The sequence below is a fragment of the Halovibrio variabilis genome (assembly GCF_007991175.1).
Lineage (GTDB): Bacteria > Pseudomonadota > Gammaproteobacteria > Pseudomonadales > Halomonadaceae > Vreelandella > Vreelandella variabilis.
Map to the genome: position 1 here is coordinate 22049 of NZ_BJXV01000003.1, position 20974 is coordinate 43022.

General features: G+C 56.5%; 18 protein-coding genes and 2 tRNA genes. 12 read left to right on the forward strand and 8 right to left on the reverse strand.

What is annotated here, in order from left to right:
* Window positions 1–177 precede the first annotated feature (177 nt).
* Together HVA01_RS03975 and HVA01_RS03980 are read right to left on the reverse strand one after the other, a co-directional pair.
* Window positions 178–1860 carry a methyl-accepting chemotaxis protein gene (locus HVA01_RS03975; RefSeq protein WP_146873241.1) on the reverse strand — a complete coding sequence of 561 codons (1683 nt, stop codon included), beginning with the start codon at window positions 1858–1860 and terminating at the stop codon, window positions 178–180.
* Between the two features lie 74 nt (window positions 1861–1934).
* Complete coding sequence (locus tag HVA01_RS03980) at window positions 1935–2459, reverse strand: bactofilin family protein (RefSeq protein WP_146873242.1); 525 nt, start codon at window positions 2457–2459, stop codon at window positions 1935–1937.
* Window positions 2460–2644: 185 nt separating this feature from the next.
* On the opposite strand from HVA01_RS03980, the gene HVA01_RS03985 reads away from it, so the two are divergent.
* Window positions 2645–3277 (forward strand): bactofilin family protein, encoded by a 633-nt coding sequence (locus HVA01_RS03985; RefSeq protein WP_146873243.1) that lies wholly within the window; start codon window positions 2645–2647, stop codon window positions 3275–3277.
* A 23-nt stretch (window positions 3278–3300) separates the two neighbouring features.
* Here HVA01_RS03985 and HVA01_RS03990 read toward each other — a convergent pair whose 3' ends face one another.
* From HVA01_RS03990 to hemA, 5 genes are all read right to left on the reverse strand, one after another.
* The gene (locus HVA01_RS03990; protein ID WP_146873244.1) at window positions 3301–4056 is read right to left on the reverse strand and encodes a HesA/MoeB/ThiF family protein; all 756 of its coding nucleotides are present in this window, start codon (window positions 4054–4056) and stop codon (window positions 3301–3303) included.
* A gap of 4 nt (window positions 4057–4060) precedes the next feature.
* On the reverse strand, window positions 4061–4561 hold the full coding sequence (locus HVA01_RS03995) for an Lrp/AsnC ligand binding domain-containing protein (RefSeq protein WP_146873245.1): 501 nt from the start codon (window positions 4559–4561) through the stop codon (window positions 4061–4063).
* A gap of 73 nt (window positions 4562–4634) precedes the next feature.
* A complete protein-coding gene (gene prmC / locus HVA01_RS04000) occupies window positions 4635–5495 on the reverse strand; it encodes a peptide chain release factor N(5)-glutamine methyltransferase (protein WP_146873246.1) in 861 nt (286 codons plus the stop codon).
* A complete protein-coding gene (gene prfA / locus HVA01_RS04005) occupies window positions 5495–6583 on the reverse strand; it encodes a peptide chain release factor 1 (RefSeq protein ID WP_146873247.1) in 1089 nt (362 codons plus the stop codon). Before prfA ends, prmC begins: the two co-directional genes overlap by 1 nt.
* Window positions 6580–7893, reverse strand: coding sequence for a glutamyl-tRNA reductase (gene hemA / locus HVA01_RS04010; RefSeq protein WP_146873248.1), 1314 nt, complete (start codon window positions 7891–7893; stop codon window positions 6580–6582). The genes prfA and hemA overlap by 4 nt, the downstream gene beginning before the upstream one ends.
* 258 nt (window positions 7894–8151) lie before the next feature.
* On the opposite strand from hemA, the gene HVA01_RS04015 reads away from it, so the two are divergent.
* From HVA01_RS04015 to HVA01_RS04060, 10 genes are all read left to right on the forward strand, one after another.
* Entirely contained in the window at window positions 8152–9981 is a 1830-nt protein-coding gene (locus HVA01_RS04015) for a tetratricopeptide repeat protein (RefSeq protein WP_146873249.1), read from the forward strand.
* Window positions 9982–10093: 112 nt separating this feature from the next.
* On the forward strand, window positions 10094–10771 hold the full coding sequence (gene lolB / locus HVA01_RS04020) for a lipoprotein insertase outer membrane protein LolB (RefSeq protein ID WP_146873250.1): 678 nt from the start codon (window positions 10094–10096) through the stop codon (window positions 10769–10771).
* Between the two features lie 14 nt (window positions 10772–10785).
* The gene (gene ispE / locus HVA01_RS04025; RefSeq protein WP_146873251.1) at window positions 10786–11640 is read left to right on the forward strand and encodes a 4-(cytidine 5'-diphospho)-2-C-methyl-D-erythritol kinase; all 855 of its coding nucleotides are present in this window, start codon (window positions 10786–10788) and stop codon (window positions 11638–11640) included.
* Window positions 11641–11787: 147 nt separating this feature from the next.
* Window positions 11788–11862: transfer RNA gene (locus tag HVA01_RS04030), tRNA-Gln, on the forward strand.
* A gap of 58 nt (window positions 11863–11920) precedes the next feature.
* The gene (locus HVA01_RS04035; protein ID WP_174787756.1) at window positions 11921–12862 is read left to right on the forward strand and encodes a ribose-phosphate pyrophosphokinase; all 942 of its coding nucleotides are present in this window, start codon (window positions 11921–11923) and stop codon (window positions 12860–12862) included.
* Window positions 12863–12958: 96 nt separating this feature from the next.
* Window positions 12959–13600: a 50S ribosomal protein L25/general stress protein Ctc gene (locus HVA01_RS04040; RefSeq protein ID WP_146873252.1), complete on the forward strand. Its 642-nt coding sequence runs from the start codon at window positions 12959–12961 to the stop codon at window positions 13598–13600.
* Between the two features lie 157 nt (window positions 13601–13757).
* On the forward strand, window positions 13758–14342 hold the full coding sequence (gene pth / locus HVA01_RS04045; RefSeq protein WP_146873253.1) for an aminoacyl-tRNA hydrolase: 585 nt from the start codon (window positions 13758–13760) through the stop codon (window positions 14340–14342).
* A 145-nt stretch (window positions 14343–14487) separates the two neighbouring features.
* Window positions 14488–15579: a redox-regulated ATPase YchF gene (gene ychF, locus HVA01_RS04050; protein WP_146873254.1), complete on the forward strand. Its 1092-nt coding sequence runs from the start codon at window positions 14488–14490 to the stop codon at window positions 15577–15579.
* 101 nt (window positions 15580–15680) lie between these two features.
* Entirely contained in the window at window positions 15681–17087 is a 1407-nt protein-coding gene (gene mltF, locus HVA01_RS04055) for a membrane-bound lytic murein transglycosylase MltF (RefSeq protein WP_246129449.1), read from the forward strand.
* A gap of 146 nt (window positions 17088–17233) precedes the next feature.
* Window positions 17234–17310, forward strand: a tRNA-Met gene (locus tag HVA01_RS04060).
* A 65-nt stretch (window positions 17311–17375) separates the two neighbouring features.
* Here the strand turns inward: HVA01_RS04060 and HVA01_RS04065 are convergent.
* A complete protein-coding gene (locus HVA01_RS04065; RefSeq protein ID WP_146873255.1) occupies window positions 17376–18692 on the reverse strand; it encodes a M18 family aminopeptidase in 1317 nt (438 codons plus the stop codon).
* Between the two features lie 138 nt (window positions 18693–18830).
* Here HVA01_RS04065 and HVA01_RS04070 point away from each other — a divergent pair, with 138 nt between their 5' ends.
* The gene (locus tag HVA01_RS04070; protein WP_146873256.1) at window positions 18831–20954 is read left to right on the forward strand and encodes a carboxy terminal-processing peptidase; all 2124 of its coding nucleotides are present in this window, start codon (window positions 18831–18833) and stop codon (window positions 20952–20954) included.
* Window positions 20955–20974 lie beyond the last annotated feature (20 nt).

A 20974-nucleotide genomic window follows, 5' to 3' on the forward strand; every position in this document is an offset into this window, starting at 1 on the left:
GTCCGACACTTCGGTGGTCCGACACTTCGGCGAAGGGTGCTGAAAGCACCCCTTAGGTTCAGCTGGCTAGGTGCCTGAATATTCCCAAGCTAAAGCTCCCTCCCACCATATAGATAGCCACAATATAGATAGCTTAGTGGTTTCAACCTGAAACATGAGTCACAAAATAGCTAAGATTTAAAACTCATCCCATTCGTCAACGCTGGCGGCCTTTTGGCTTTGCGTCGTTTGCTGGCGTGGCGCTGGTTCACTACGTCGGTCAGCATCTTGCTTTTGCGTGGCAGGTTTGTGAGTTAGCGCAACACTGCTGGCGGCACTCTCATCAATGCGGAAAGTAGACATCAAGTCGGCTAGTTCACGGGCCTGGCCTTCTAAAGCGTTAGCGGCGGAGCTGGTTTGTTGAACGAGCGCAGCATTTTGCTGAGTGACAGAGTCCATTTCGGTAAGGGCGGCATTAATCTGCTCAATTCCGCTATTCTGCTCCCGTGTCGCGGTCGAAATTTCGCCCATCAGGGTAGTCACTTGGTGAATGGCATCTACCGTTTTATGAATCGTCTGTCCACTGCGCTCTGCTTGTTCGGCGCCACCATTAATTTTCGTGGTGGTTTGCTCAATCAAGCTACGTATCTCTTTGGCAGAGTCAGCACTGCGCGTCGCTAATAAACGGACTTCGCTGGCTACCACCGCAAAGCCGCGGCCCTGTTCACCGGCACGCGCTGCCTCAACCGAAGCATTAAGCGCCAAAATGTTGGTTTGGAAAGCAATTGAATCAATGACGCCAATAATATCGTTTACCTGGCTGGCGCTGGCGGCAATCTCACGCATGAGTTGAACCGTACGCCCCACCTCTTCACCACCTGCCTCCGCAGACTGTGACGCCGCGACCGAAAGCTGATCGGCTTCTTGTGCCGTTTCAGCATTCTTGCTCACGGTCGTCGACATCTCCTCCATGCTGGAAGCGGTTTGCTGGAGTGCGGAAGCCTGCTGTTCGGTTCTTGAAGAGAGATCCTGGCTTCCTGCAGAAATATCACCTGCCCCACTGAAAACTCGTTCACTACTGCCACGCAAGGAAACAACCAACTGCTTTAACTTCTCCTGCATCGCTGCCAGTCCATTGAACAACTGACCAATTTCGTTACTACCACGATCTTCAATATGACCCGTAAGATCACCATCGGCAATCCGAGCGAAATGCGCACTGGCATCACGTAGTGGCCTTACCACGTTACGCATCATTGCCCACCTAATGATCAGCGCTGCCATGAGTGAAATAACTAGCAGGGTCATAGCAATGACACCAATAACAGTGGCCAAGCGGTTCACTTGTTGAAGGACGCTAGCACCTCGCCCTTCGGTATAGGCAATAAATCCACTCATTGCCGCATCCAGATCGGCACTTAATACTCCCAGCTCTTCCTGCCTACGCTGAATTTGAAAAGGAGCCGCCTCTAGCAGTGGGGCAATACCCTCTGTTACAAAAGCTGCATAAGCGCTGATAATCGCCTCTCGGTATGGCGCAAGCGCGCCTTCGGGATCAATGGGCACAGCACGAAACTCGTTAAAACGCGCTTCTGCGGCAGCAACTGCCTCCACTGCCATGGCAAGGCTCGCTTGCCCTTTTTCTGGATTACCTTGGGTACTATAACTCGCCGAACGGTCTAGAAAGGTTTGCGCTCTCAGCGAATGAACTTGTGTCCGATTAGCTAAGTTCGTGAGTCGTACGTTAGTGTTTGTCAGCTCTTCAAGTGCTTGAGAGCTATTGTGATTTGCATAGAACCCAAGCCCACTTATCAACCCGATCATAAGCACCAGCAAGGCTAACGCGGCAGTCAGGCTCCATTTAATAGAGAGGTGCTTCATCCTGTTGATCCCTTTTTCATTTATAAGTCACTCAATTAGGTATCGGCTAGGCCAAAACTAACTGAAGCAGAGCCTTAAGACACCATGGCAATTTTTTTTCGGCTTGCGTTACGCGCCACATCGGCATGAAGCCAAGCACCTGCCACGCACTCTAAGCGAGGCGCCTCAATCACCCCTTTTATTCGCGCCCGCGATAGCAGCGTGGCCTTAGTATTAGCTCTAAGCGCCCCCGCCACATAGCCGTCAATATAAACACAACTTCCTTCAATGTAGGATGCTACATGGCCGGTAGCGGTCACCGTAATGGGGTGATTGGGAGCGATGACCGTGCCCTCAATAAGCCCCTTGATGAGCACAGGTTCATCGGCAATGACTTTGCCTACAATTTGCGTGGCCACGCCAATTCGACTGCCCTCGCGTCTGTATTCGCCAGGGGGAATGACCACAGGAGCGGCGCTGGTTGCAAATGATGCTATATCTTCGCCCGAGCCATCGGGCATTAGGGAAGCTCGCTGCTTTAATTTACGCCGCTTACCATCCCATACAATTAACGTCATCACGCCAACGCCCAGTACGATAAACCATACTTGAATACCCATGCCTCTGCCCTGCTGGCTAAATGTCATTACCCTGTTAACGTTATACGCGCTCTGGGGTTTTGCGACAGCAAGAATAAGCCCCCTAACTCAGCTTAACTCCAGCCTTTATTGAAGGTACAAGCAGATTAAGCTGCTTGATGATATTTTTATCAGCCACTCTGGCGCCATTCACAAGGAGTCAAGCTATGTTCAATAAAGCCAAGCACACCCCACCTGACGATAAAGCCGCGACGCCCGTCACGCCTGAAACACGCTCAACCTCCTCGCCAACGGCGCCTACCAGCAGCGCGCGGCCCAGCATCTGCGTGATTGGCGGTCACACCCAAGTAGAAGGCGATATCAATAGCGATGAAGACCTAACGGTGGAAGGCCGCGTTAGTGGGATGATTACCTGCAAGCAAAATACCGTAACGCTAGGCGTCAATAGTTATATTAACGGCGATGTATTTGCCCATACATTGCATGTGTCCGGCGAAGTAATCGGTAACCTGGTGGCATTGCACCGGGCCACTATCCATAAAGGCGCGCAGGTCTCTGGCACCATCGTTGCACCGTGCCTGGTGCTGGAAGATGGCAGCGTTTTCCATGGCAGTATCGATATGGACCCCGACAACGACGTGTTGAAAAGCGCCTTTAACGATGCGCCCAAAAGCGCTACACAAGCGTCAAACCTTGATAGCGCCTCGGAAGCTACCTCTCAAAAAGCCACTTCTCAAAAAGCCACCTCTCAAAACGCCAACGCTCGAAAAGCTACCCCAGAAAAACCCCAGCATAACGCCGCAGAGCGCGACGCAACATCTGCGAAAACGGATGCGTAAGCGTTTTTCAGCGCCTGAAGGCATCAACGGCGCTGAGCGCAAACCGGGCAAGCGGGATCGCGGGGTACTTGAAAGTGCCGCCATTGTCCGCTTAAGCCATCAAAGGTGGAGAGCCCCTGATGGGCAGAACCTGCGCCACTCAGCAGCTTAAAGGCTTCTACCGCCTGAAAGCAGCCGATCAAGCCCACCAGCGGCGCCATTACGCCACTCTCAGCGCAGCTAAGCGCTTCGTCGCCGCTGTCGTCGGGTGGGTAAAGGCAGGCATAGCAAGGGCAATCAGGCGCGCGGGGATCGAATACCGCTAATTGCCCCGAAAAGCGAATCGCTGCGCCAGACACCAGCGGCACCCCAGCCTTTTGCGCAGCCGCATTGACCGCATAGCGGCTTGAAAAACGATCCGTACAGTCCAGCACCACGTCCACCGAGGCGACCAGTTGCTCAAGGGCGTGCCCCTCAACATGCTGCGCTAGGGCATTAACCTGGCAGTGCGGGTTGAGCGCCAGCATGCTGGCCTGGGCAGAGTGCGCTTTATTGAGCCCAATACTCGCCTGTTGGTGAGCGATTTGGCGCTGCAGGTTGGAAAGCTCGACCTGGTCTGCGTCGGCGATCGTGATGCGCCCTACGCCAGCAGCGGCTAGATAGAGCGCTACCGGAGAGCCCAAACCGCCCGCACCGATAATCAGCGCGTGAGCGGTTTGTAAACGCTCCTGGCCCTCAATATCCACTTCGGGCAGCAGTATCTGGCGGCTATAGCGCAACAGCGCCTGATCATCCATCATGGGCTTAGCTGTCCTCAAATTCCTCAAAAGCCGGTATATGAAGGCTAAAGCTCTCTTTAACCTCCTCCATTACCACATAGCTCTTAGACTCTTTGACGCCCGGCAGCGTTAACACGACGTCGCCTAGCAGCTGGCGATAGGCCGCCATTTCGGGAATACGGCACTTTAAGATATAGTCAAACTGCCCTGATACAAGGTGACACTCTTGAATCTGGGGCAGCTTCTCAACGGCGCGGCGGAATTCATCAAATACGGCGGGCGATTGGGTTTCTAAACTGATTTCTACGAATACCAATAAATTCGCTTTTAAGGCATGCGGGTCAAGAATCGCTTGATAGCCCAGAATCACCCCCGCTTTCTCCAGGCGCTTAACGCGCTCGAGGCAAGGGGTTGTGGATAAGCCCACTTCGGAAGCTAAATCCACGTAGGAAATGCGCGCGTTTTCTTGCAGGCAACGCAGGATTTTAAGGTCGATACGGTCCAGTGTTCTATGTTTAGGTTTCATGCCAGAATCCCTTGCTAAAGGTGCAACAAATGGTACTGACCAAGTGGACCCTCTATGCACATAACGCCAGGGCCTAAGCGCCTGTCATTAAGCGCCCCAGGGTAATCCGCTCCTGCCCACCCAGGTCACAAACACTTTCAACGTTTTGATAACCCACATTGCTAAGCGCCTCGCGCACTTTATCAGCTTGGTTATAGCCGTGCTCAAGCAATAGCCACCCTGACGGGGCTAAATAGCCCTTCGCAACATTAACTAAATACAGTAAGTCGGCCATGCCATTGGCGTCAGCAATCAGCGCTGAGCGTGGCTCAAAGCGCACATCGCCTTGGTCTAAATGGGGATCGTCGGCGGCGATATAAGGCGGGTTACTGACGATAATATCGAAAGACTTACCCGTCGTCTCATCCGCTGCCAATGCAGCAAACCAATCACTCTGCAAAAACCGCGCGTGGGTGATATCCAGCGCCTGCGCATTACGCGTCGCTAATGCCACCGCCTCGGCACGCACATCGACGCCTATCACCTGCCAGCCGGGCTGTTCGCTCGCAAACGCCAGCGCAATCGCGCCGGTGCCCGTCCCCAGGTCGAGCAGGCGACCTGTCGGGCTGGTCACGCGGCCCAGGGCGCACTCAACCAAGGTTTCCGTATCAGGCCGGGGGATCAGCGTATCGGCAGAGGTCGCCAAGCGCAGCCCCCAAAATTCGCGCTCGCCGGTGAGATAGGCAACCGGGGTGCCTTGCGCCCGTGCGGCGATTAGCGCATCAAAACGGGCATGCTCCCAGGGCGGACACTGTCTATCGCCCCAGGTATATAGCCAGGTACGGTTGCGCCCAAGGACGTAGCTTAACAGCACTTCAGCGTCGACCCGGGGCGAGCTGGAACCTGCCGCCTGTAGGCGCTGAGCCGCCTTTTTTAGCAGCGCATCAAGCGACATTAGCCTTCCTGAAGGGCAGACAGCTGTTCCGCTTGATACTCATGAATCAACGGATTAATCACGTCGTCCAGCTGCTCGCCACTGACCACTTCATTGAGCTTGTAGAGCGTCAAATTAATGCGGTGATCGGTAATCCGCCCTTGGGGGAAATTGTAAGTGCGAATACGCTCGCTACGATCCCCCGAGCCCACCAGTGAACGGCGCGCATCCGCCTGGGTCTGGCGCTGGCTATCGACGGCGTTGCGCTTCAGCTTTGCGGCCAGCAGCGACATCGCTTTAGCGCGGTTTTTATGCTGGCTGCGCTCTTCCTGACACTCCACCACCACGCCGGTCGGCAGGTGGGTAATGCGGATAGCAGAATCGGTGGTATTAACGTGCTGACCACCGGCACCGCTAGAGCGATAGGTGTCGACGCGTAGATCCGAGGCGTTAATATCCACATCGCCGACATCGTCAACTTCGGGCATCACCGCTACCGTACAGGCAGAGGTGTGAATGCGACCCTGGGATTCGGTCGCCGGGACGCGCTGTACCCGGTGAGCGCCGGATTCAAATTTTAACTGAGCGTAAACGCCGTCGCCTTTGACCCGGGAAATAATCTCTTTGTAGCCGCCCTGCTCGCCGTGACTGGCGCTAACCACTTCGACCCGCCAGCCACGCTTTTCCGCGTACCGGGAGTACATGCGAAACAGGTCACCGGCAAAAATAGCCGCCTCGTCACCACCGGTGCCTGCGCGCACTTCCAAATACACCCCACGCCCATCGTCAGGGTCTTTGGGCACCAGCAGCCGCTTCAGCTCGAGATCCAGCTCGGCTAATCGCTCGCGCCCTTCACTCAGCTCCATTTCCGCCAGTTCGCGCATGTCCGCGTCGCTATCGCGGCTTAGCTGCTCAGCTTCGTGCATGTTGGTTTCAACGTCACGATAGCGCTGCCAGGCCGCCACCAGCTCCTCTAACTCGGCGTACTCACGGGAATAGTCGCGAAAACGCTGCTGGTTATTGATCACTTCGGGATCCGACAGCAGCATCGCCAGCTCTTCAAAGCGTTCGGTAAAGCTGTCTAGGCGTTGGCGCAAAGTCTCTTTCATGCGGGCGTATCATCCTTCTGACGGTTAACCTTGGGCGCGGGGGCAGTCTCGAATGCTGGCTTGATGGGTAGCAGTAGCCGCGGAGCGGCATTCAATAGCTCGTGCTGCTCTTCAGAGGCGGCGTCGCGTATGGCCTGAGTAGGCTGGTGGAGCAGACGGTTGGTTAACTGATGCGCCAAACGCTCAATGACTTTAGCCGGGTCTTCGCCACGCGCCAGCCGTTCCAACGCTTGGTCACGCGCTTGATCGCGCAGCGCTTCGCCATGCTGACGGTAATCGCGAATCAACTCGCCGCCGTTGCGAATACGCCGCTCGTGCTGCCAACTGCTCACACCGTGCTCGATTAACGACTCGGCCTGGTCGGCGGCGACTTGGCGGTGGCGGCGATTCTCTTGAATCACCTCTTCCAAATCGTCCACGGTATACAGAAACACATCCGCCAGCTCGCCGACTTCGGGCTCGATATCGCGGGGCACCGCAATATCCACCATAAACACCGGCCGGTGGCGGCGTTTTTTCAGTGCGCGCTCGACCATACCTTTACCCAGAATCGGCAGGGGCGCGGCAGTAGAGGAAATCACAATATCCGCCGATTCAAGGGCTTCGGGGATTTCTTGCAGGGTAATCGCCGTTCCGCCGATGGGGCCTGCCACGCGTTCGGCGCGCTCGCGGGTTCGATTAGCCACGGTCAACTGGCGGACGCCCGCTTCGTGCAGGTGACGCGCCACCAGTTCGATGGTTTCACCAGCGCCAATCAACAGCGCTCGGGATTGGCTGAAATCATCAAAAATACGGCTGGCCATGCTCACCGCAGCGTAGGCGACGGAAACGGGGTTTTTGCCAATACCGGTCTCGGTGCGCACCTGCTTAGCCACCGCGAAGGTATGCTGGAATAGCCGTTCAAGCTCGCCACCCAGGCCCTTTGACTCGCGCGCCTGTTGATAAGCCTCTTTTAACTGGCCCAAAATCTGGGGTTCGCCCAGCACCATCGAATCCAGGCCAACCGCGACGCGCATCAAATGGCGCGCCGCATCGTTGTCTAAATAATGATAGGCACAGTGCATCAGCTCGTCGACGCGCAAATTGTGAAAGCGTCCGAGCCAATTGAGTACCGCCTGTTCGCCAGCCGCATCGGTGACGCAGTAAAGCTCTGTACGGTTGCACGTAGAGAGCACCGCCGCTTCACTAATTTGTGGCAGGTTACGCAGTTCGGCCAACGCGGTTTCAAGCTGCGCTGGCGTAAAGGCGACCTGCTCACGTACGGCCACGCTGGCGGTACGATGATTTATTCCCAGGGCAAGAAGCGTCATGCGTTATGCGTCTTCGCTAGTGTGTCGGACTTTTCGCCAACCACCGGGGTAAACAAGTGGCGATAGCGTCAATTAGGGCTTGCTAAAGTAAGTCTTTGGCGTGGCGGCAATGCTGTACGTAGCGTATGCATAAAGATTGCTAACCACTTTTTCAAGGAGGAACATTCTATCACAGCAGGCAATCATCTGGCCCACACCACTTTGCCGCAGGCAGGCAAGCCGCTATGCTGGGCATTCGGCCACCTAGTTGAGAGACGCATGCAACCTCGCTCTACATTACTCGGCTCTATATTCATGGGCTCAATTTTACGGGGCTCATCCCTGTTGCCAATGGCCGCTACCGCCCTGCTGCTGAGCGGCTGCCAATCCTCGCCGGGCCAGCAAGACGGTCCCATGGGCGCTTGGTCAGAAGACCCGATGCATGGAGCGCCACCGATCACACAGGGGCTGGACGCTGCCGGATTAAGCACCCTGCTCAGCGCTGAGCTTGCCGGCCAGCGCGGCGACTATCGCTACGCCAGCCAAGGCTATTTAGAAGCCGCGCAACGCTATAACGACCCCGCGTTAGCCGAACGCGCCACCTTCGCGGCACGCTTTGGCAATGAAGCCGCGTTGATAGAGGCTGCTGCACGACGCTGGCGCGAGCTTGCGCCTCAAGCCGAGGCGCCCAACCGCTTGCTCGCGGCATTTTCACTGCAACGCGGCGACTGGCTCGACAGCCTTGAGCAACGACTGGCCATTGTCGAGGCAGGTGGCCACGGTGACGTGGCGGCGTTTGCCGAAATCGCCGTGGCTGAAGAGGCGCCGTTGAGGTTAATCGCCCAGCAGCTGCGTGAGCATTTAGCCCGCCCTAACGCTGACCAATTACCGCACCATAGCGATGTATTGCTGGGCACGGCCCTGATCGAGGCCACTCTTGGCGACACCGCACTGGCTCAGCCGCGGCTTGATCACGTCGAGGCACTCGACCCCGAATCCGCTTCATTATGGTTGGTAAAAGCGCGCCTGGCACTGGAGGTTGAGGATTACCCGGCCGCTCAGCGTGCCGCTCAGCAGGGGCTTGAGCTTGCCCCTGACGACGTGCGCTTTATCCTGCTGCTGGCGCAGGCGGAAATTCGCCTCAACAACATTCGTGCCGCCGAGGTGCAAACCGACGCCTTGCTGGAAAGCCATAGCGGCAATGAGGATCTGCGCTTATCGCTAGCTCAGCTGTATTTAGAAGAAGGCCACCCAGCACCTGCGCAGCGCCTGTTGCAACCGCTGATTGGTCAACCTGAAGTGCCCAATCTCGCCTATTACTTACTGGGTGAGATTACTCAGGCGCAAGGCGACACCGACAATGCCCTCCTTTACTATCGCCAAGTCAGCGAGGGCGATGAATTTTTACCCGCTCGTGCCGCGGCGGCAGAGATGCTGATTGAGGCAGATCGCCTGCTTGACGCCCGCGCCTTCCTGCGCATTGAGCGAATGCGCTTCGACCGTTACTTTACCGAGCTGGTGATGCTTGAAGTGCAGCTATTGGATGAAATCGACCAGACTGAAGAGGCAAATGCGCTACTAGACCGCGAAATTAGCCGTACGCCTGATGACGCTTCACTGCTTTATATGCGTGCTATGCGCCGCTGGGCAGCGGGCGACATAGCGGGCATGGAGCAGGATTTACGCCAGATACTGCGCAGCGACCCTGACAATGCCGAAGCGCTTAACGCACTGGGCTACACCCTGGCCGACTTAAACGTCCCCGGGCGTTTAGACGAAGCGTTGGCACTGATTGAACGCGCTTACCAGGCCGACCCCGGCAACCCCGCTGTGCTTGATAGCATGGGCTGGGTGTACTATCGCCTCGGCGAACCGCAAAAAGCACTTCCCTGGCTAGAGCGCGCCTACGCCCAGCTACCTGACCCGGAAGTCGCCGCGCATCTCGCTGAAGTGTTGCAGTCGTTAGGGCGCATCGACGAAGCGCGCCAGTTACTCCAGCGCATTATGCAGCGGACTGACCAGCATCCGCAGATTGATGAGTTGCTTGAGCGCCATCCTGAACTAAGCCCTGGGATGCGCCCTGAACGAACGCCATCGGATACACCCTAAAAGGGTCGCCTTAAGCACAAGGGTAGCGAGCACTCATGCTACCCTAGCGCCTATGGTGGCAATCCCAGCTGTCATCCCGATTGTAATTCCTACTTAGCATGGAGCCCGTTATATGCCGACACTGACGTCCTGTTTATCGCGCCAACCTGTATCACTGCCAGCTTTATCTCTGTCAGCTTCGCGCCTCTGGCTTGCCGGCCTGGCGCTACTCTTACTCGCCGGGTGTGCATCCCAAGCACCGATGGATGAAAGCGGCCGCCAGGCAGGCCAATGGGAGCGTCAGCAGGCGGCAGTAGAAGCATTTGACACCTGGACGCTGGTCGGTAAAGCGGGGCTGCGTACCCCTGAAGAGAACGTCAGCGCCAACCTGGATTGGAAGCAAACCCCTTACTATTTCCGCATGCTGATCAGCGGGCCGTTTGGCGGCGGGCGTAACGTGCTTGAAGGCCGCGACGGGCGTTTCTCCCTCTCCAATAGCGACGGACGTTTTGAAGCCGAAACCCCAGAAGCGTTGATGGAAGAACAGCTTGGCTGGGCGCTGCCGGTTAGCGCCATGCCCAACTGGGTACGCGGCCTGCCTGGCGACCCTACCAAGGATCAGAACAGCGGCTACCAGCTGGAAACCGATGAACTGGGCTTCCCCAGCCATCTTGCCCAAAACGGCTGGAAAATCGACTACCGGGATTGGGAAAAAGCCGACGATTTGTGGCTACCCCGCCGGATGGTGATGCACTACGACGATGTCCGCATTACGCTGGTCGTCAACCAGTGGCAAGCCAGCGAAGAGTAAAGGTGGCTGCTTAAATGAACGCGCCGTTGATACTCCCCGCCCCGGCCAAGCTTAACCGTATGCTGCATATTGTGGGCCGTCGTGAAGACGGCTTCCATTGTCTGCAAACACTGTTTCAGTTTATCGATCTAAGCGATCAGCTTACCCTGGCATCCAGGAATGACGGCAAGATTTACCTAACTGACGAGGTAAGCGGCGTTAGCCACGATGACAACCTGATCGTACGCGCGGCCCGCTTACTTCAGCGCCACAGCGGCACGCCTTTAGGCGCGACACTGAGCATCGAAAAGCAACTGCCGATGGGCGGCGGCCTGGGGGGTGGCAGCTCCAACGCAGCCACCGTTTTGGTGGGACTTAATCAGCTTTGGCAGCTCGATCTATCGCAGCATGACTTAGCCCACCTCGGGCTACAGCTGGGGGCCGATGTGCCGGTCTTTGTGCACGGCCATAGCGCCTGGGCCGAAGGCGTGGGCGAACAGCTCACCACCGTCACGCTTGATACCCCTTGGTTTGTGATTATTCACCCGGGCATCAGCGTTTCTACGCCCAGCGTCTTTCAAGACCCGCAATTGACACGTGACAGCCGCCCCATTACTATGGCGCGCGCACTGCAGGGGGGAGCGCCGGAGTGGCGCAATGACTGTGAAGCCGTAGTAAAGGAACGCTATCCGCCCATTGCGGAAGCCCTGAACTGGCTCACACAGCACGCACCTAGTCGGCTAACCGGCACGGGGGCTTGTTTGTTTGCTGAGTTTGAAACACGGCAAGCAGCACAGGCAACCGCGTCGTTAGCGCGTCAACGCTGGCCGACATGGGTAGCACGCGGGCTCAACACCTCTCCCCTACATGATGCTCTGGGCTATTTATAGTTCCGCTCTGGGCAGTTTATAGTCCAGCTCCGGGCAGTTTATAGTCCAACTCTGGGCTATTATTTTATAAGTCCCGCTCTGGGCTATTATTTTATAAGCCCCGCTCTGGGCAGTTAAAAACGTCCGGTCAGTGCGTTAGGTTATTGCTGGGGTATCGCCAAGTGGTAAGGCACCGCTTTTTGGTAGCGGCATTCCCAGGTTCGAATCCTGGTACCCCAGCCAACCCAACAATGGCCTGCGTTTTTCCCCCTGATTCCCAACACTGCAAAGGTGGCTGCGCGTGTCAAAATTGATGGTTTTCGCCGGGAATGCTAATCCCGCACTCGCTCAAAAAATTGCCGAGAGCTTAGACAGCCGTATGGGTAACGCGACGGTGGGTCAATTCAGCGACGGTGAAATCGCAGTCGAGATCAATGAGAACGTGCGCGGTAAGGATGTGTTCATTCTGCAATCCACCTGTGCACCGACAAATGACAATTTGATGGAGTTGATTCTGATGGTCGACGCGCTGCGTCGTGCCTCGGCAACTCGCATTACCGCGGTGCTGCCCTACTTTGGCTACGCCCGTCAGGATCGCCGCGTGCGCTCCGCCCGCGTGCCGATTTCCGCCAAAGTGGTCGCGGACATGATGGTCAAGGCAGGCGTTGACCGAGTGATGACCATGGATCTACACGCCGATCAGATCCAGGGCTTCTTTGATGTCCCGGTCGACAACGTCTACGGCTCGCCCATTCTGCTGGACGATATCGAACGTCAGAATTACAGCGACCTCGTAGTAGTGTCGCCTGATGTGGGGGGCGTTGTGCGCGCCCGCGCAATTGCTAAACAGCTAAATGCCGATCTCGCCATTATCGACAAGCGTCGCCCCCAGGCTAACCAAGCCCAGGTAATGCACATCATTGGCGAGATTGAAGGCCGTACCTGCGTGGTGGTCGACGACATGATCGACACCGCAGGCACCCTTTGCAAAGCGGGTGAAGCACTCAAAGCGCACGGCGCCAAACGTGTGGTGGCTTACGCCACCCACCCGATTTTATCCGGCCCGGCCGTCGATAATATTACTAACTCTGTACTTGACGAAGTGGTGGTGACCGACACCATCCCGCTTTCCGACACGGCACGCCGTAGCGGCAAAATTCGTCAGTTGAGCGTTGCTGGCCTGATCGCAGAAGCGATTCGCCGGGTCAGCAACGAAGAATCAGTTAGCGCAATGTTCCACTAATTCGCTGACGATACAGCCCCCTTTTGGGGCCACGGAAACGTCGTCGTCTGGTCGCGGTCGGCGGCGTCTTCCTTACTTAAACTAAGAGGCAATTCCATGTCTGATTTTATTCTAAACGCCATCGTTCGTAATGACCTGGGGAAAGGTGCGAGCCGCCGCCTGCGTCGTGCGAACCAGCAAGTACCCGCCGTTGTATACGGTGGTGAAAAAGGCGCGCAGTCTATCTCTGTCGAAAAAACCGCTTTCTACAAAGCGATTGAAGACGAGTCTTTCTTCTCTTCTGTCATCAAACTGATGATCGAAGGCAAAGAAGAGCAAGTGGTTGTGCGTGACCTTCAGCGCCACCCGTTCAAGCCGTTACTGATTCACGCTGATTTCTTGCGCGTTGATGCAACGCACGAAATCAACATGAGCGTGCCCCTGCACGTAACAGGCGAAGAAGCGTGTGTCGGCATTAAAGACCAGGGCGGCGAGCTACACGTAATGGCCAACGAAGTGGCGATCAGCTGCTTGCCGAAAGACCTGCCTGACTATCTGGAAATCGATATCAGCGCGGTCGAACTCAGTACTACGCTGCACTTGTCCGATCTTACCCTGCCAGCCGGCGTCACCTCGGTTGACCTGGCCCATGGTGAAGAACACGACAACGCCGTGCTCAGCATCACGAAAGTAAAAGTACGTGTTGATGAAGACGAAGAAGGCGAAAGCGAAGGCGAAGAAGGCGGTAGCGCCGAGTAAGCACCCTATATATAGCACTCTACTCGGGCCATGGTCGCATGCCCCTTGTGATGCTAGTATGAGGTTAAAATCAAGCGCTTCGGCGCTTGATTTTTTTTGTGGCCGACGCTGATAGGAGGACGTTATTTCTCCTGGAAATTTTGTATGAGGTGGGAAGATGAGCCAGGTAAAAGCCATTATTGGACTAGGTAACCCCGGCGCAGAGTACCAAGCCACACGCCATAATGCGGGCTTTTGGCTGGTAGACGCGATTGCGCGTAGCGCCCATGCAGAGCTGCGACCAGAAAAGAAATTTTTCGGCCACTACGCAAAAGTGCGTATCGGCGACCATGAGCTGCACTTGCTTAACCCCGCCACCTTTATGAACCGTAGTGGCGCAGCGGTAGCCGCGCTGACCCAGTTCTTCAAGCTTAGCCCCGACAATCTACTCGTGGCCCACGATGAACTCGACCTGCCACCCGGCCAGGCACGCTATAAAACCGGCGGCGGGCACGGCGGCCACAATGGCCTGCGCGACATCATCAGTGCGCTAGGCGATCAGACCTTTCACCGTTTACGGCTCGGCATTGGCCACCCCGGCGAAGCTCGCCAAGTCACCAATTACGTACTGGGACGGCCCGGCAAAACCGAGCTAGAAGTCATTGTCCGCGCCCTGGATGAATGCATCGCCACACTGCCGCTGGCGCTCGCGGGCGACTGGGCCAAAGCCATGAATCAGTTACACAGCCTTAAGCCGGAATAAGCTATTTTGAAAACTGGCGCCGCCAGCCGGTGGCTGGCCGCAAGCGCATCTCGTAGAATGGTTGCTACTTTTACGCCTCACGCGCTATTTTCAAACACGTATTATTGAGCACTTTTCTTAGCAACTTATCTTCAGGAACATTTTTATGGGTTTCAATTGCGGCATTGTCGGTCTGCCCAACGTCGGCAAGTCCACGTTATTTAATGCCCTGACCAAGTCAGGCATCGATGCAGAAAACTTCCCGTTCTGCACCATTGAGCCGAACGTAGGTATCGTACCGATGCCGGATCCACGGCTTGAGAAGCTCGCCGAGATCGTCAAGCCGCAAAAAGTACTGCCGACCACCATGGAGTTTGTCGATATTGCTGGCTTGGTCGCCGGCGCTTCCAAAGGCGAAGGCTTGGGCAATAAGTTTCTGGCCAACATTCGCGAGACCCAAGCCATCGCCCATGTGGTGCGCTGCTTTGACAACGACAACGTTATCCACGTGGCTAACCAGATCGACCCCCGGGCGGACATCGAAACAATCAACATCGAGCTGGCGCTGGTCGACCTGGACACTGTCGAAAAAGCCAGCCAACGTCTGGTTCGCTCGGTGAAAGGCGGTGACAAAGAGGCGATTGCAACCAAGGCGATTCTCGATCGCATTCAGCCCCACGTGGCGGAAGGCATGCCGCTGCGTAGCTTTGGCTTGAGCGAAGAAGAGCAGCGCCAGGTGAAAAGCTTTGGCTTTTTAACCCTAAAGCCGACCATGTACATTGCCAACGTCAATGAAGACGGTTTTGAGAACAATCCTTACCTGGATATTGTCAATGAAATTGCCGCCGAGGAAGGCGCGCTGGTGGTGCCCGTCTGCAACCAGCTGGAAGCAGAAATCGCCGAGCTGGATGACGAAGAACGCGCCATGTTCCTAAGCGAAATGGGCATGGACGAGCCAGGCCTGGATCGCGTCATTCGCGCCGGTTACTCGCTACTGGGCCTGCAAACCTACTTCACCGCCGGCGTAAAAGAAGTGCGCGCCTGGACCGTGAAACAGGGCGCTACGGCCCCGGAAGCGGCGGGCGTGATCCACACCGACTTCCAAAAAGGTTTTATCCGTGCCGAAGTGGTCGCCTATGACGACTTTGTATCGCTCGGCGGTGAACAAGGCGCCAAAGATGCCGGCAAGTGGCGCTTGGAAGGCAAGGACTACATTGTCAAAGATGGCGATGTCGTGCACTTCCGTTTCAATGTGTAACTAGTCGATGCGTCACTAACCAGGCTTGGCAACCTACAGGCGTCCCTAGAGCGTTTAAACGCTGCCTTACTGGCAGCGTAAAAGCCTGCTAAGGTTAATAAATGCCTTTATTTCAACCCTATCGCCTAGTGTCCCGATCCCGCCTGAAGCTCGCCGTTATGCTGTTGGCGCTAACCATGCTCTCGGGCTGCGACTCCAGCGAATCGACCGCTACCCAGGTCGACCCGCCCGAACCGGGTGGGACGCTCCAGGTGGCTACCCGCAACAGCGCCACCACTTATTTTCTCGATCGAGATGGTGAGCCAGCCGGACCGGAGCATGACTTGGTTGAAGCCTTCGCCGACGCCCACGACTGGCAGGTCGAATGGACACTGCTAGCGTCGACTGCCGAGGTGCTTCAAGCCTTGAAGGCGGGCAAGGTACAGCTCGCCGCCGCCGGCTTAACCCACCTCCCTTCCCGCGATGAACACTTCCACCGTGGGCCTACCCATACCGATATCGTCGAGCAATTAGTCTGCCACCGCGACATGCGCCCGCTGCCACGCCAAGTAGAGGAAATGGCTGGGATCGACATCCACGTCACAGCAGACTCTAGCTACGCAGCAAAGCTCCAGAGCCTGGTCAACCAGTACACCGGCATCGCCTTCGAGGAGGATTCTCGCACCACTGAGATGCTGCTGACCGAAGTGGCCGAAAAGCGTATCGACTGTACCTTGGCCGACTCCAATATAGTGCGCACAGTGCGCCGCCATTTCCCGCATCTCGAAGTCGCTATGAACCTCACCAGCGGTGATCGCCTCGGCTGGTATTTACCCGCCGGACAACGGCCACTCGCCGAGAGGGCCGACCAATGGATGGCCAGCACCGAGGGGCAGGCCAGCATCACGGCAGTCAACCAGCGTTACTACGCCTATATCAGCGAGTTCGATTTTGTTGACCTACGTGCGCTCAACCAACGCATCGACGAGCGCCTGCCTGCCTACCTCCAACTCTTTTTGCAGGCCGAGGACGAGACGGGCATGCCCGCCGATCTTTTAGCCTCTCTCGCCTACCAGGAGTCGCATTGGGACCCGCAGGCGGTTTCACCGACCGGCGTGCGCGGCATTATGATGCTGACCCAGAACACCGCCCAATCGCTGGGGGTGGATAATCGTCTTGACCCCGCAGCGGCCATTGACGGCGGCGCCCGCTATCTTGCCGATCGCCATGAGCGCCTGCCCGACACACTGCCCGAACCGGATCGCACCTACCTGGCCCTGGCAAGCTACAACATTGGCCGCGGTCACGTGCTGGACGCCCAGCAGCTGGCCCGCGAGCTGGGCAAAGACCCCAACTCCTGGGAAGACATGAAAGAGGTGCTGCCGCTCAAAGCCGACAAGCGCTATTACCCGCAGACCCGCTATGGCTATGCCCGGGGCTACGAGCCAGTGCACTACGTACAGCGAATCCGCAATTACCAGGACGTGATTAGGCCAGCCATCGAATGGTTACCACTGGAAGAGCGCTGATCAAGAATACTAAAGACAGCGTCCTTCAAGGCAATCTCCTTCAAGGCAGTGTCCTTCAAGGCAATGTCCTTCAAATGGCGCCCGGATAACGTCAGCGGCAGGCTTGACGACGCAATAGCGGATGCGTATTATGCGCTTCCGTTAAAGGCTACGTAGCTCAGCTGGTTAGAGCACATCACTCATAATGATGGGGTCCCCTGTTCAAATCAGGGCGTAGCCACCAAGCGCATTCAAGCAGTACAGAAAAGCCCGCTGATTCGTCAGCGGGCTTTTTGCTTGTGTGCGGAATCAGCTTAACCTTTCACGGTTTAAGAATCCCACCAGCGCGCGGGTTAGATACTCCACATCGTTAGTACCTGCGGTCTCCCGAATCGAGTGCATCGCCCACTGGGGCACGCCGACATCAATGGTGGGTACGCCAACTTCCGTGCTGGTGATGGGGCCTATGGTGCTTCCGCAACCCATGTCCGCGCGGGTGACAAACGACTGCACTGGCACGTCTGCCTCGCGACATACATCGCGAAACAGGGCGCCGGTGACGCTATTAGTGGCGTAGCGCTGGCTCGCATTCACTTTGATCACCGGGCCGCCGTTAAGCGCCGGGCCATGTTGCTCATCGTGCTTATCGCGGAAGTTAGGGTGCAAGGCGTGGGCATTATCGCAAGAAATCATCAGCGATGACTGAATCAACTGAATCAGCGACTCCTCACTACCCTTTTCGCCCCCCTTGCCTACTTGGCCATTAATACGCGTTAGCACGTCCGCCAAGAACGGACCTTGGGCGCCACAGGCGCTGGCGCTGCCCACCTCTTCGTGGTCATTGGCGACCAGCAAAGCGCCTTGACTACCATCGCAATCCAGCAGCGCCTCTAAGCCAATAAAGCAGGAGAGCAGGTTATCCAGCCGGGCACTGGCCACCAGCTCTTGCTTAACACCGACCAGCGATGGCGGCTGAACATCGTAAAACCCTAATTCAAAGTCGACCACGTCCACCGCCCGCAGGCCGTGCTGCTCTTGTAGCCACTGGGCCACCAGCTCGTTTAACGTCGCCGACTCGCTCTGCATCAGCACCGGCGCCATCTGGGTCTGCGGGTTAATCTCCCGCCCATTGTTCACGTCACGGTCAAGGTGAATAGCCAGGCTCGGCACCATCGCGATGGGTCGGTCAACATTGAGCAATACGCTTTCCAAGCTCCCATCGCCATGGCGCACATGCACTCGGCCGGCCAAGCCAAGGTCGCGGTCAAACCACGGCGCTAGCATCACGCCGCCGTATACCTGCACACCGAGCTGCAACCAGCCAGCTGAGCGCTGCGTCGCATTGGGTTTTAGATGCAGCCCAGGGCTATCGGTATGGGCACCGATCATACGCAGCCCGGTTAATTCAGATGCCGGCAGCTGAAAGGCGATCAACGCCGAGTCATTACGCGTAACGTAGTAGCGCTTGCCCGGCGTTAGCTGCCAATTTGCCGTCTCTTCCAAGCGCTGAAAACCGGCTTGCTCCAATCGCGCGGCCATATTATGTGCGGCATGCCATGGGGTCGGGGATTGGCGTAGAAAATCGCATAGACGCGTTAAACGCTCTGCGTTAAAAATCTCGGACATGGAAATCCTCGTAACAGTAATGATTGAGTCTCATAGCGCAGGTGACCTGCTACAATACTTCCTCGGCCTACGCAACTCATGGTTCAAATGCGGGTCTAGGGAAGAATGAGTGTACACAAAACCGGGAGAGCTTGACTGATGAGCTTGTTTGCAACGCTTTCGCGTTCGGTCGCCCTGGCTGTGATGCTGGTCATTACCAGCCCAGCAGCACTAGCGCAACTTGAGCCGACTAACGAACAACGCCAGGCGTCAGTGGAAATTGCGGATTCACTCCGCTATGGCCACTATGCTGATATTAATTTTGATGACGCTTGGTCGCAGGATGCCTTCCAACGCTATCTGGATATTCTTGATGGTCAACGCGCCTACCTGTTACGCAGCGATATCGAACCCTACCGTCACTTAGAATCCGGCATGGCAGACGCTATCTTCGACGGTGATTTGGATGAACTATTCGCACTGTATAACACCTTCAGTGAGCGCCAGCGTAATCGTACCGAGTGGTCATTGGCTCAGCTTGATGAAGGACTCGACTTTGACTTTGATAACAACGAGCGCTTAGAAATTGACCGAGAAGATGCGCAATGGGCTACCCGGCAAAGCGAACTGGATGAGCTATGGCGCAAACGTCTCAAAAACGATGCGCTGACGCTCGCCCTAACCGACCAGGATGAAGAACAGATTGAAACCAATTTACGCCAGCGCTATGAAGGTCAGCTAACTCGGATAGAGCAAACCGAGCCTGAAGACGTGTTTGGCGTGCTGATGGCAGGGGTCACTGGCACCATCGACCCGCATACTGGCTACCTCTCCCCGCGCCAAAGCGAGTCGTTTGATATTCAAATGAGCCTTTCGCTAGAAGGCATTGGTGCACTGCTCCAATCAGATGGTGAGTACGTTAAAGTCTCAAGCCTTGTCCCGGGCGGCCCGGCAGAGCGTGCGGGTGTTCTGGAACCGGCTGATCGCATCATCGCGGTTGGTCAGGAAGATGGCGAGATGGTTAATGTGATCGGCATGCGCCTGGACAACGTGGTCGACCTGATTCGCGGTCCTAAAGGCTCGGTGGTACGTCTTGACGTGGTACCGGCACAGGCGGTCGATATGACTCGCTCGCAAGTCGTCGAAATCACCCGCGATACCGTAAATCTTGAAGACCAGGCCGCTCAGAGCGAAGTAATTGAAGTCGAACGCAACGGCGAATCGCACCGTCTTGGGGTTATCGAAGTGCCCACTTTCTACGTCGACTTTGACGCTTGGCAAGCCGGTGACGATGACTACCGCAGTACCACCCGCGATGTCGCTAAAGAAGTTGAACGCCTGAAAGAAGAAGGCGTGGAAGGCATTGTGCTCGATCTGCGCAACAACGGCGGCGGTGCGCTGCAGGAAGCCAACTCGCTTATCGGCCTGTTTATTGATCGCGGCCCCACTGTTCAAGTACGCGACGCACAAGGCCGCATCCAACTGTATGGCGACAGCGAAGCAGGCACGCTCTACGACGGCCCGCTTGGCGTGCTGGTAAACCGCCTATCCGCCTCCGCTTCAGAGATTTTTGCCGGCGCGATTCAGGATTATGGCCGCGGCCTGGTGCTGGGTACGCAGACGTTTGGCAAAGGTACCGTGCAAACGCTTAATGAACTGAGCCATGGGCAAATTAAGCTAACCCGTGCCAAGTTTTATCGCATTTCCGGCGCTAGCACCCAGAACCGCGGCGTTGAACCGGATATCGCCTTCCCCAGCCTGATCGACCCCGAACGCATTGGCGAAAGCAGCCTCGACAACGCGCTGAAATGGGACACCGTTCAGAACGTCCAGTATCGTCGCTATGGCGAGCCGGAAAACGTGCTGGATAGGCTAATTACTCAGCACGACGCGCGCGCCGAGGACAACCCGAACTTCCGCTACCTGGAGCGCCAGTCCACCCTCGCCCGTCAGCTTCGCGAGGAACACACCAGCGTCAGCTTAAATCGCGAGCAGCGGCAGCGTGAGATGGAAGCCCGGGAAGCCGAGCAACTCTCGCTGGAAAACCAGCGCCGCCGTGCACTGGGTATGGAAGAGCTTGACGAGTGGATGGATGCCCGGACAGATCCCACCGCGGGCGTAGCGGAAGGCATAGAGGACGACGATGCCTCACAAGCTAATGAAGGCGACAGTGAAGTCGATGAGGCACTGGAAGTGGATCGTGCCTACGTGCTTGAATCGGCTGAAATCCTGCTCGATTACGCCCATTTGCAAGAGACCCAACGGCTAGCCGCAAAGCGCTAAACACGCTGAGCTAAAAAAAC

Coding starts and splice junctions, on each gene's coding strand:
- HVA01_RS03975 (WP_146873241.1), bottom strand. CDS start 1,860: ATGAAGCACCTCTCTATTAAATGGAGCCTGACTGCCGCGTTAGCCTTG.
- HVA01_RS03980 (WP_146873242.1), bottom strand. CDS start 2,459: ATGGGTATTCAAGTATGGTTTATCGTACTGGGCGTTGGCGTGATGACG.
- HVA01_RS03985 (WP_146873243.1), top strand. CDS start 2,645: ATGTTCAATAAAGCCAAGCACACCCCACCTGACGATAAAGCCGCGACG.
- HVA01_RS03990 (WP_146873244.1), bottom strand. CDS start 4,056: ATGATGGATGATCAGGCGCTGTTGCGCTATAGCCGCCAGATACTGCTG.
- HVA01_RS03995 (WP_146873245.1), bottom strand. CDS start 4,561: ATGAAACCTAAACATAGAACACTGGACCGTATCGACCTTAAAATCCTG.
- prmC (WP_146873246.1), bottom strand. CDS start 5,495: ATGTCGCTTGATGCGCTGCTAAAAAAGGCGGCTCAGCGCCTACAGGCG.
- prfA (WP_146873247.1), bottom strand. CDS start 6,583: ATGAAAGAGACTTTGCGCCAACGCCTAGACAGCTTTACCGAACGCTTT.
- hemA (WP_146873248.1), bottom strand. CDS start 7,893: ATGACGCTTCTTGCCCTGGGAATAAATCATCGTACCGCCAGCGTGGCC.
- HVA01_RS04015 (WP_146873249.1), top strand. CDS start 8,152: ATGCAACCTCGCTCTACATTACTCGGCTCTATATTCATGGGCTCAATT.
- lolB (WP_146873250.1), top strand. CDS start 10,094: ATGCCGACACTGACGTCCTGTTTATCGCGCCAACCTGTATCACTGCCA.
- ispE (WP_146873251.1), top strand. CDS start 10,786: ATGAACGCGCCGTTGATACTCCCCGCCCCGGCCAAGCTTAACCGTATG.
- HVA01_RS04040 (WP_146873252.1), top strand. CDS start 12,959: ATGTCTGATTTTATTCTAAACGCCATCGTTCGTAATGACCTGGGGAAA.
- pth (WP_146873253.1), top strand. CDS start 13,758: ATGAGCCAGGTAAAAGCCATTATTGGACTAGGTAACCCCGGCGCAGAG.
- ychF (WP_146873254.1), top strand. CDS start 14,488: ATGGGTTTCAATTGCGGCATTGTCGGTCTGCCCAACGTCGGCAAGTCC.
- mltF (WP_246129449.1), top strand. CDS start 15,681: ATGCCTTTATTTCAACCCTATCGCCTAGTGTCCCGATCCCGCCTGAAG.
- HVA01_RS04065 (WP_146873255.1), bottom strand. CDS start 18,692: ATGTCCGAGATTTTTAACGCAGAGCGTTTAACGCGTCTATGCGATTTT.
- HVA01_RS04070 (WP_146873256.1), top strand. CDS start 18,831: ATGAGCTTGTTTGCAACGCTTTCGCGTTCGGTCGCCCTGGCTGTGATG.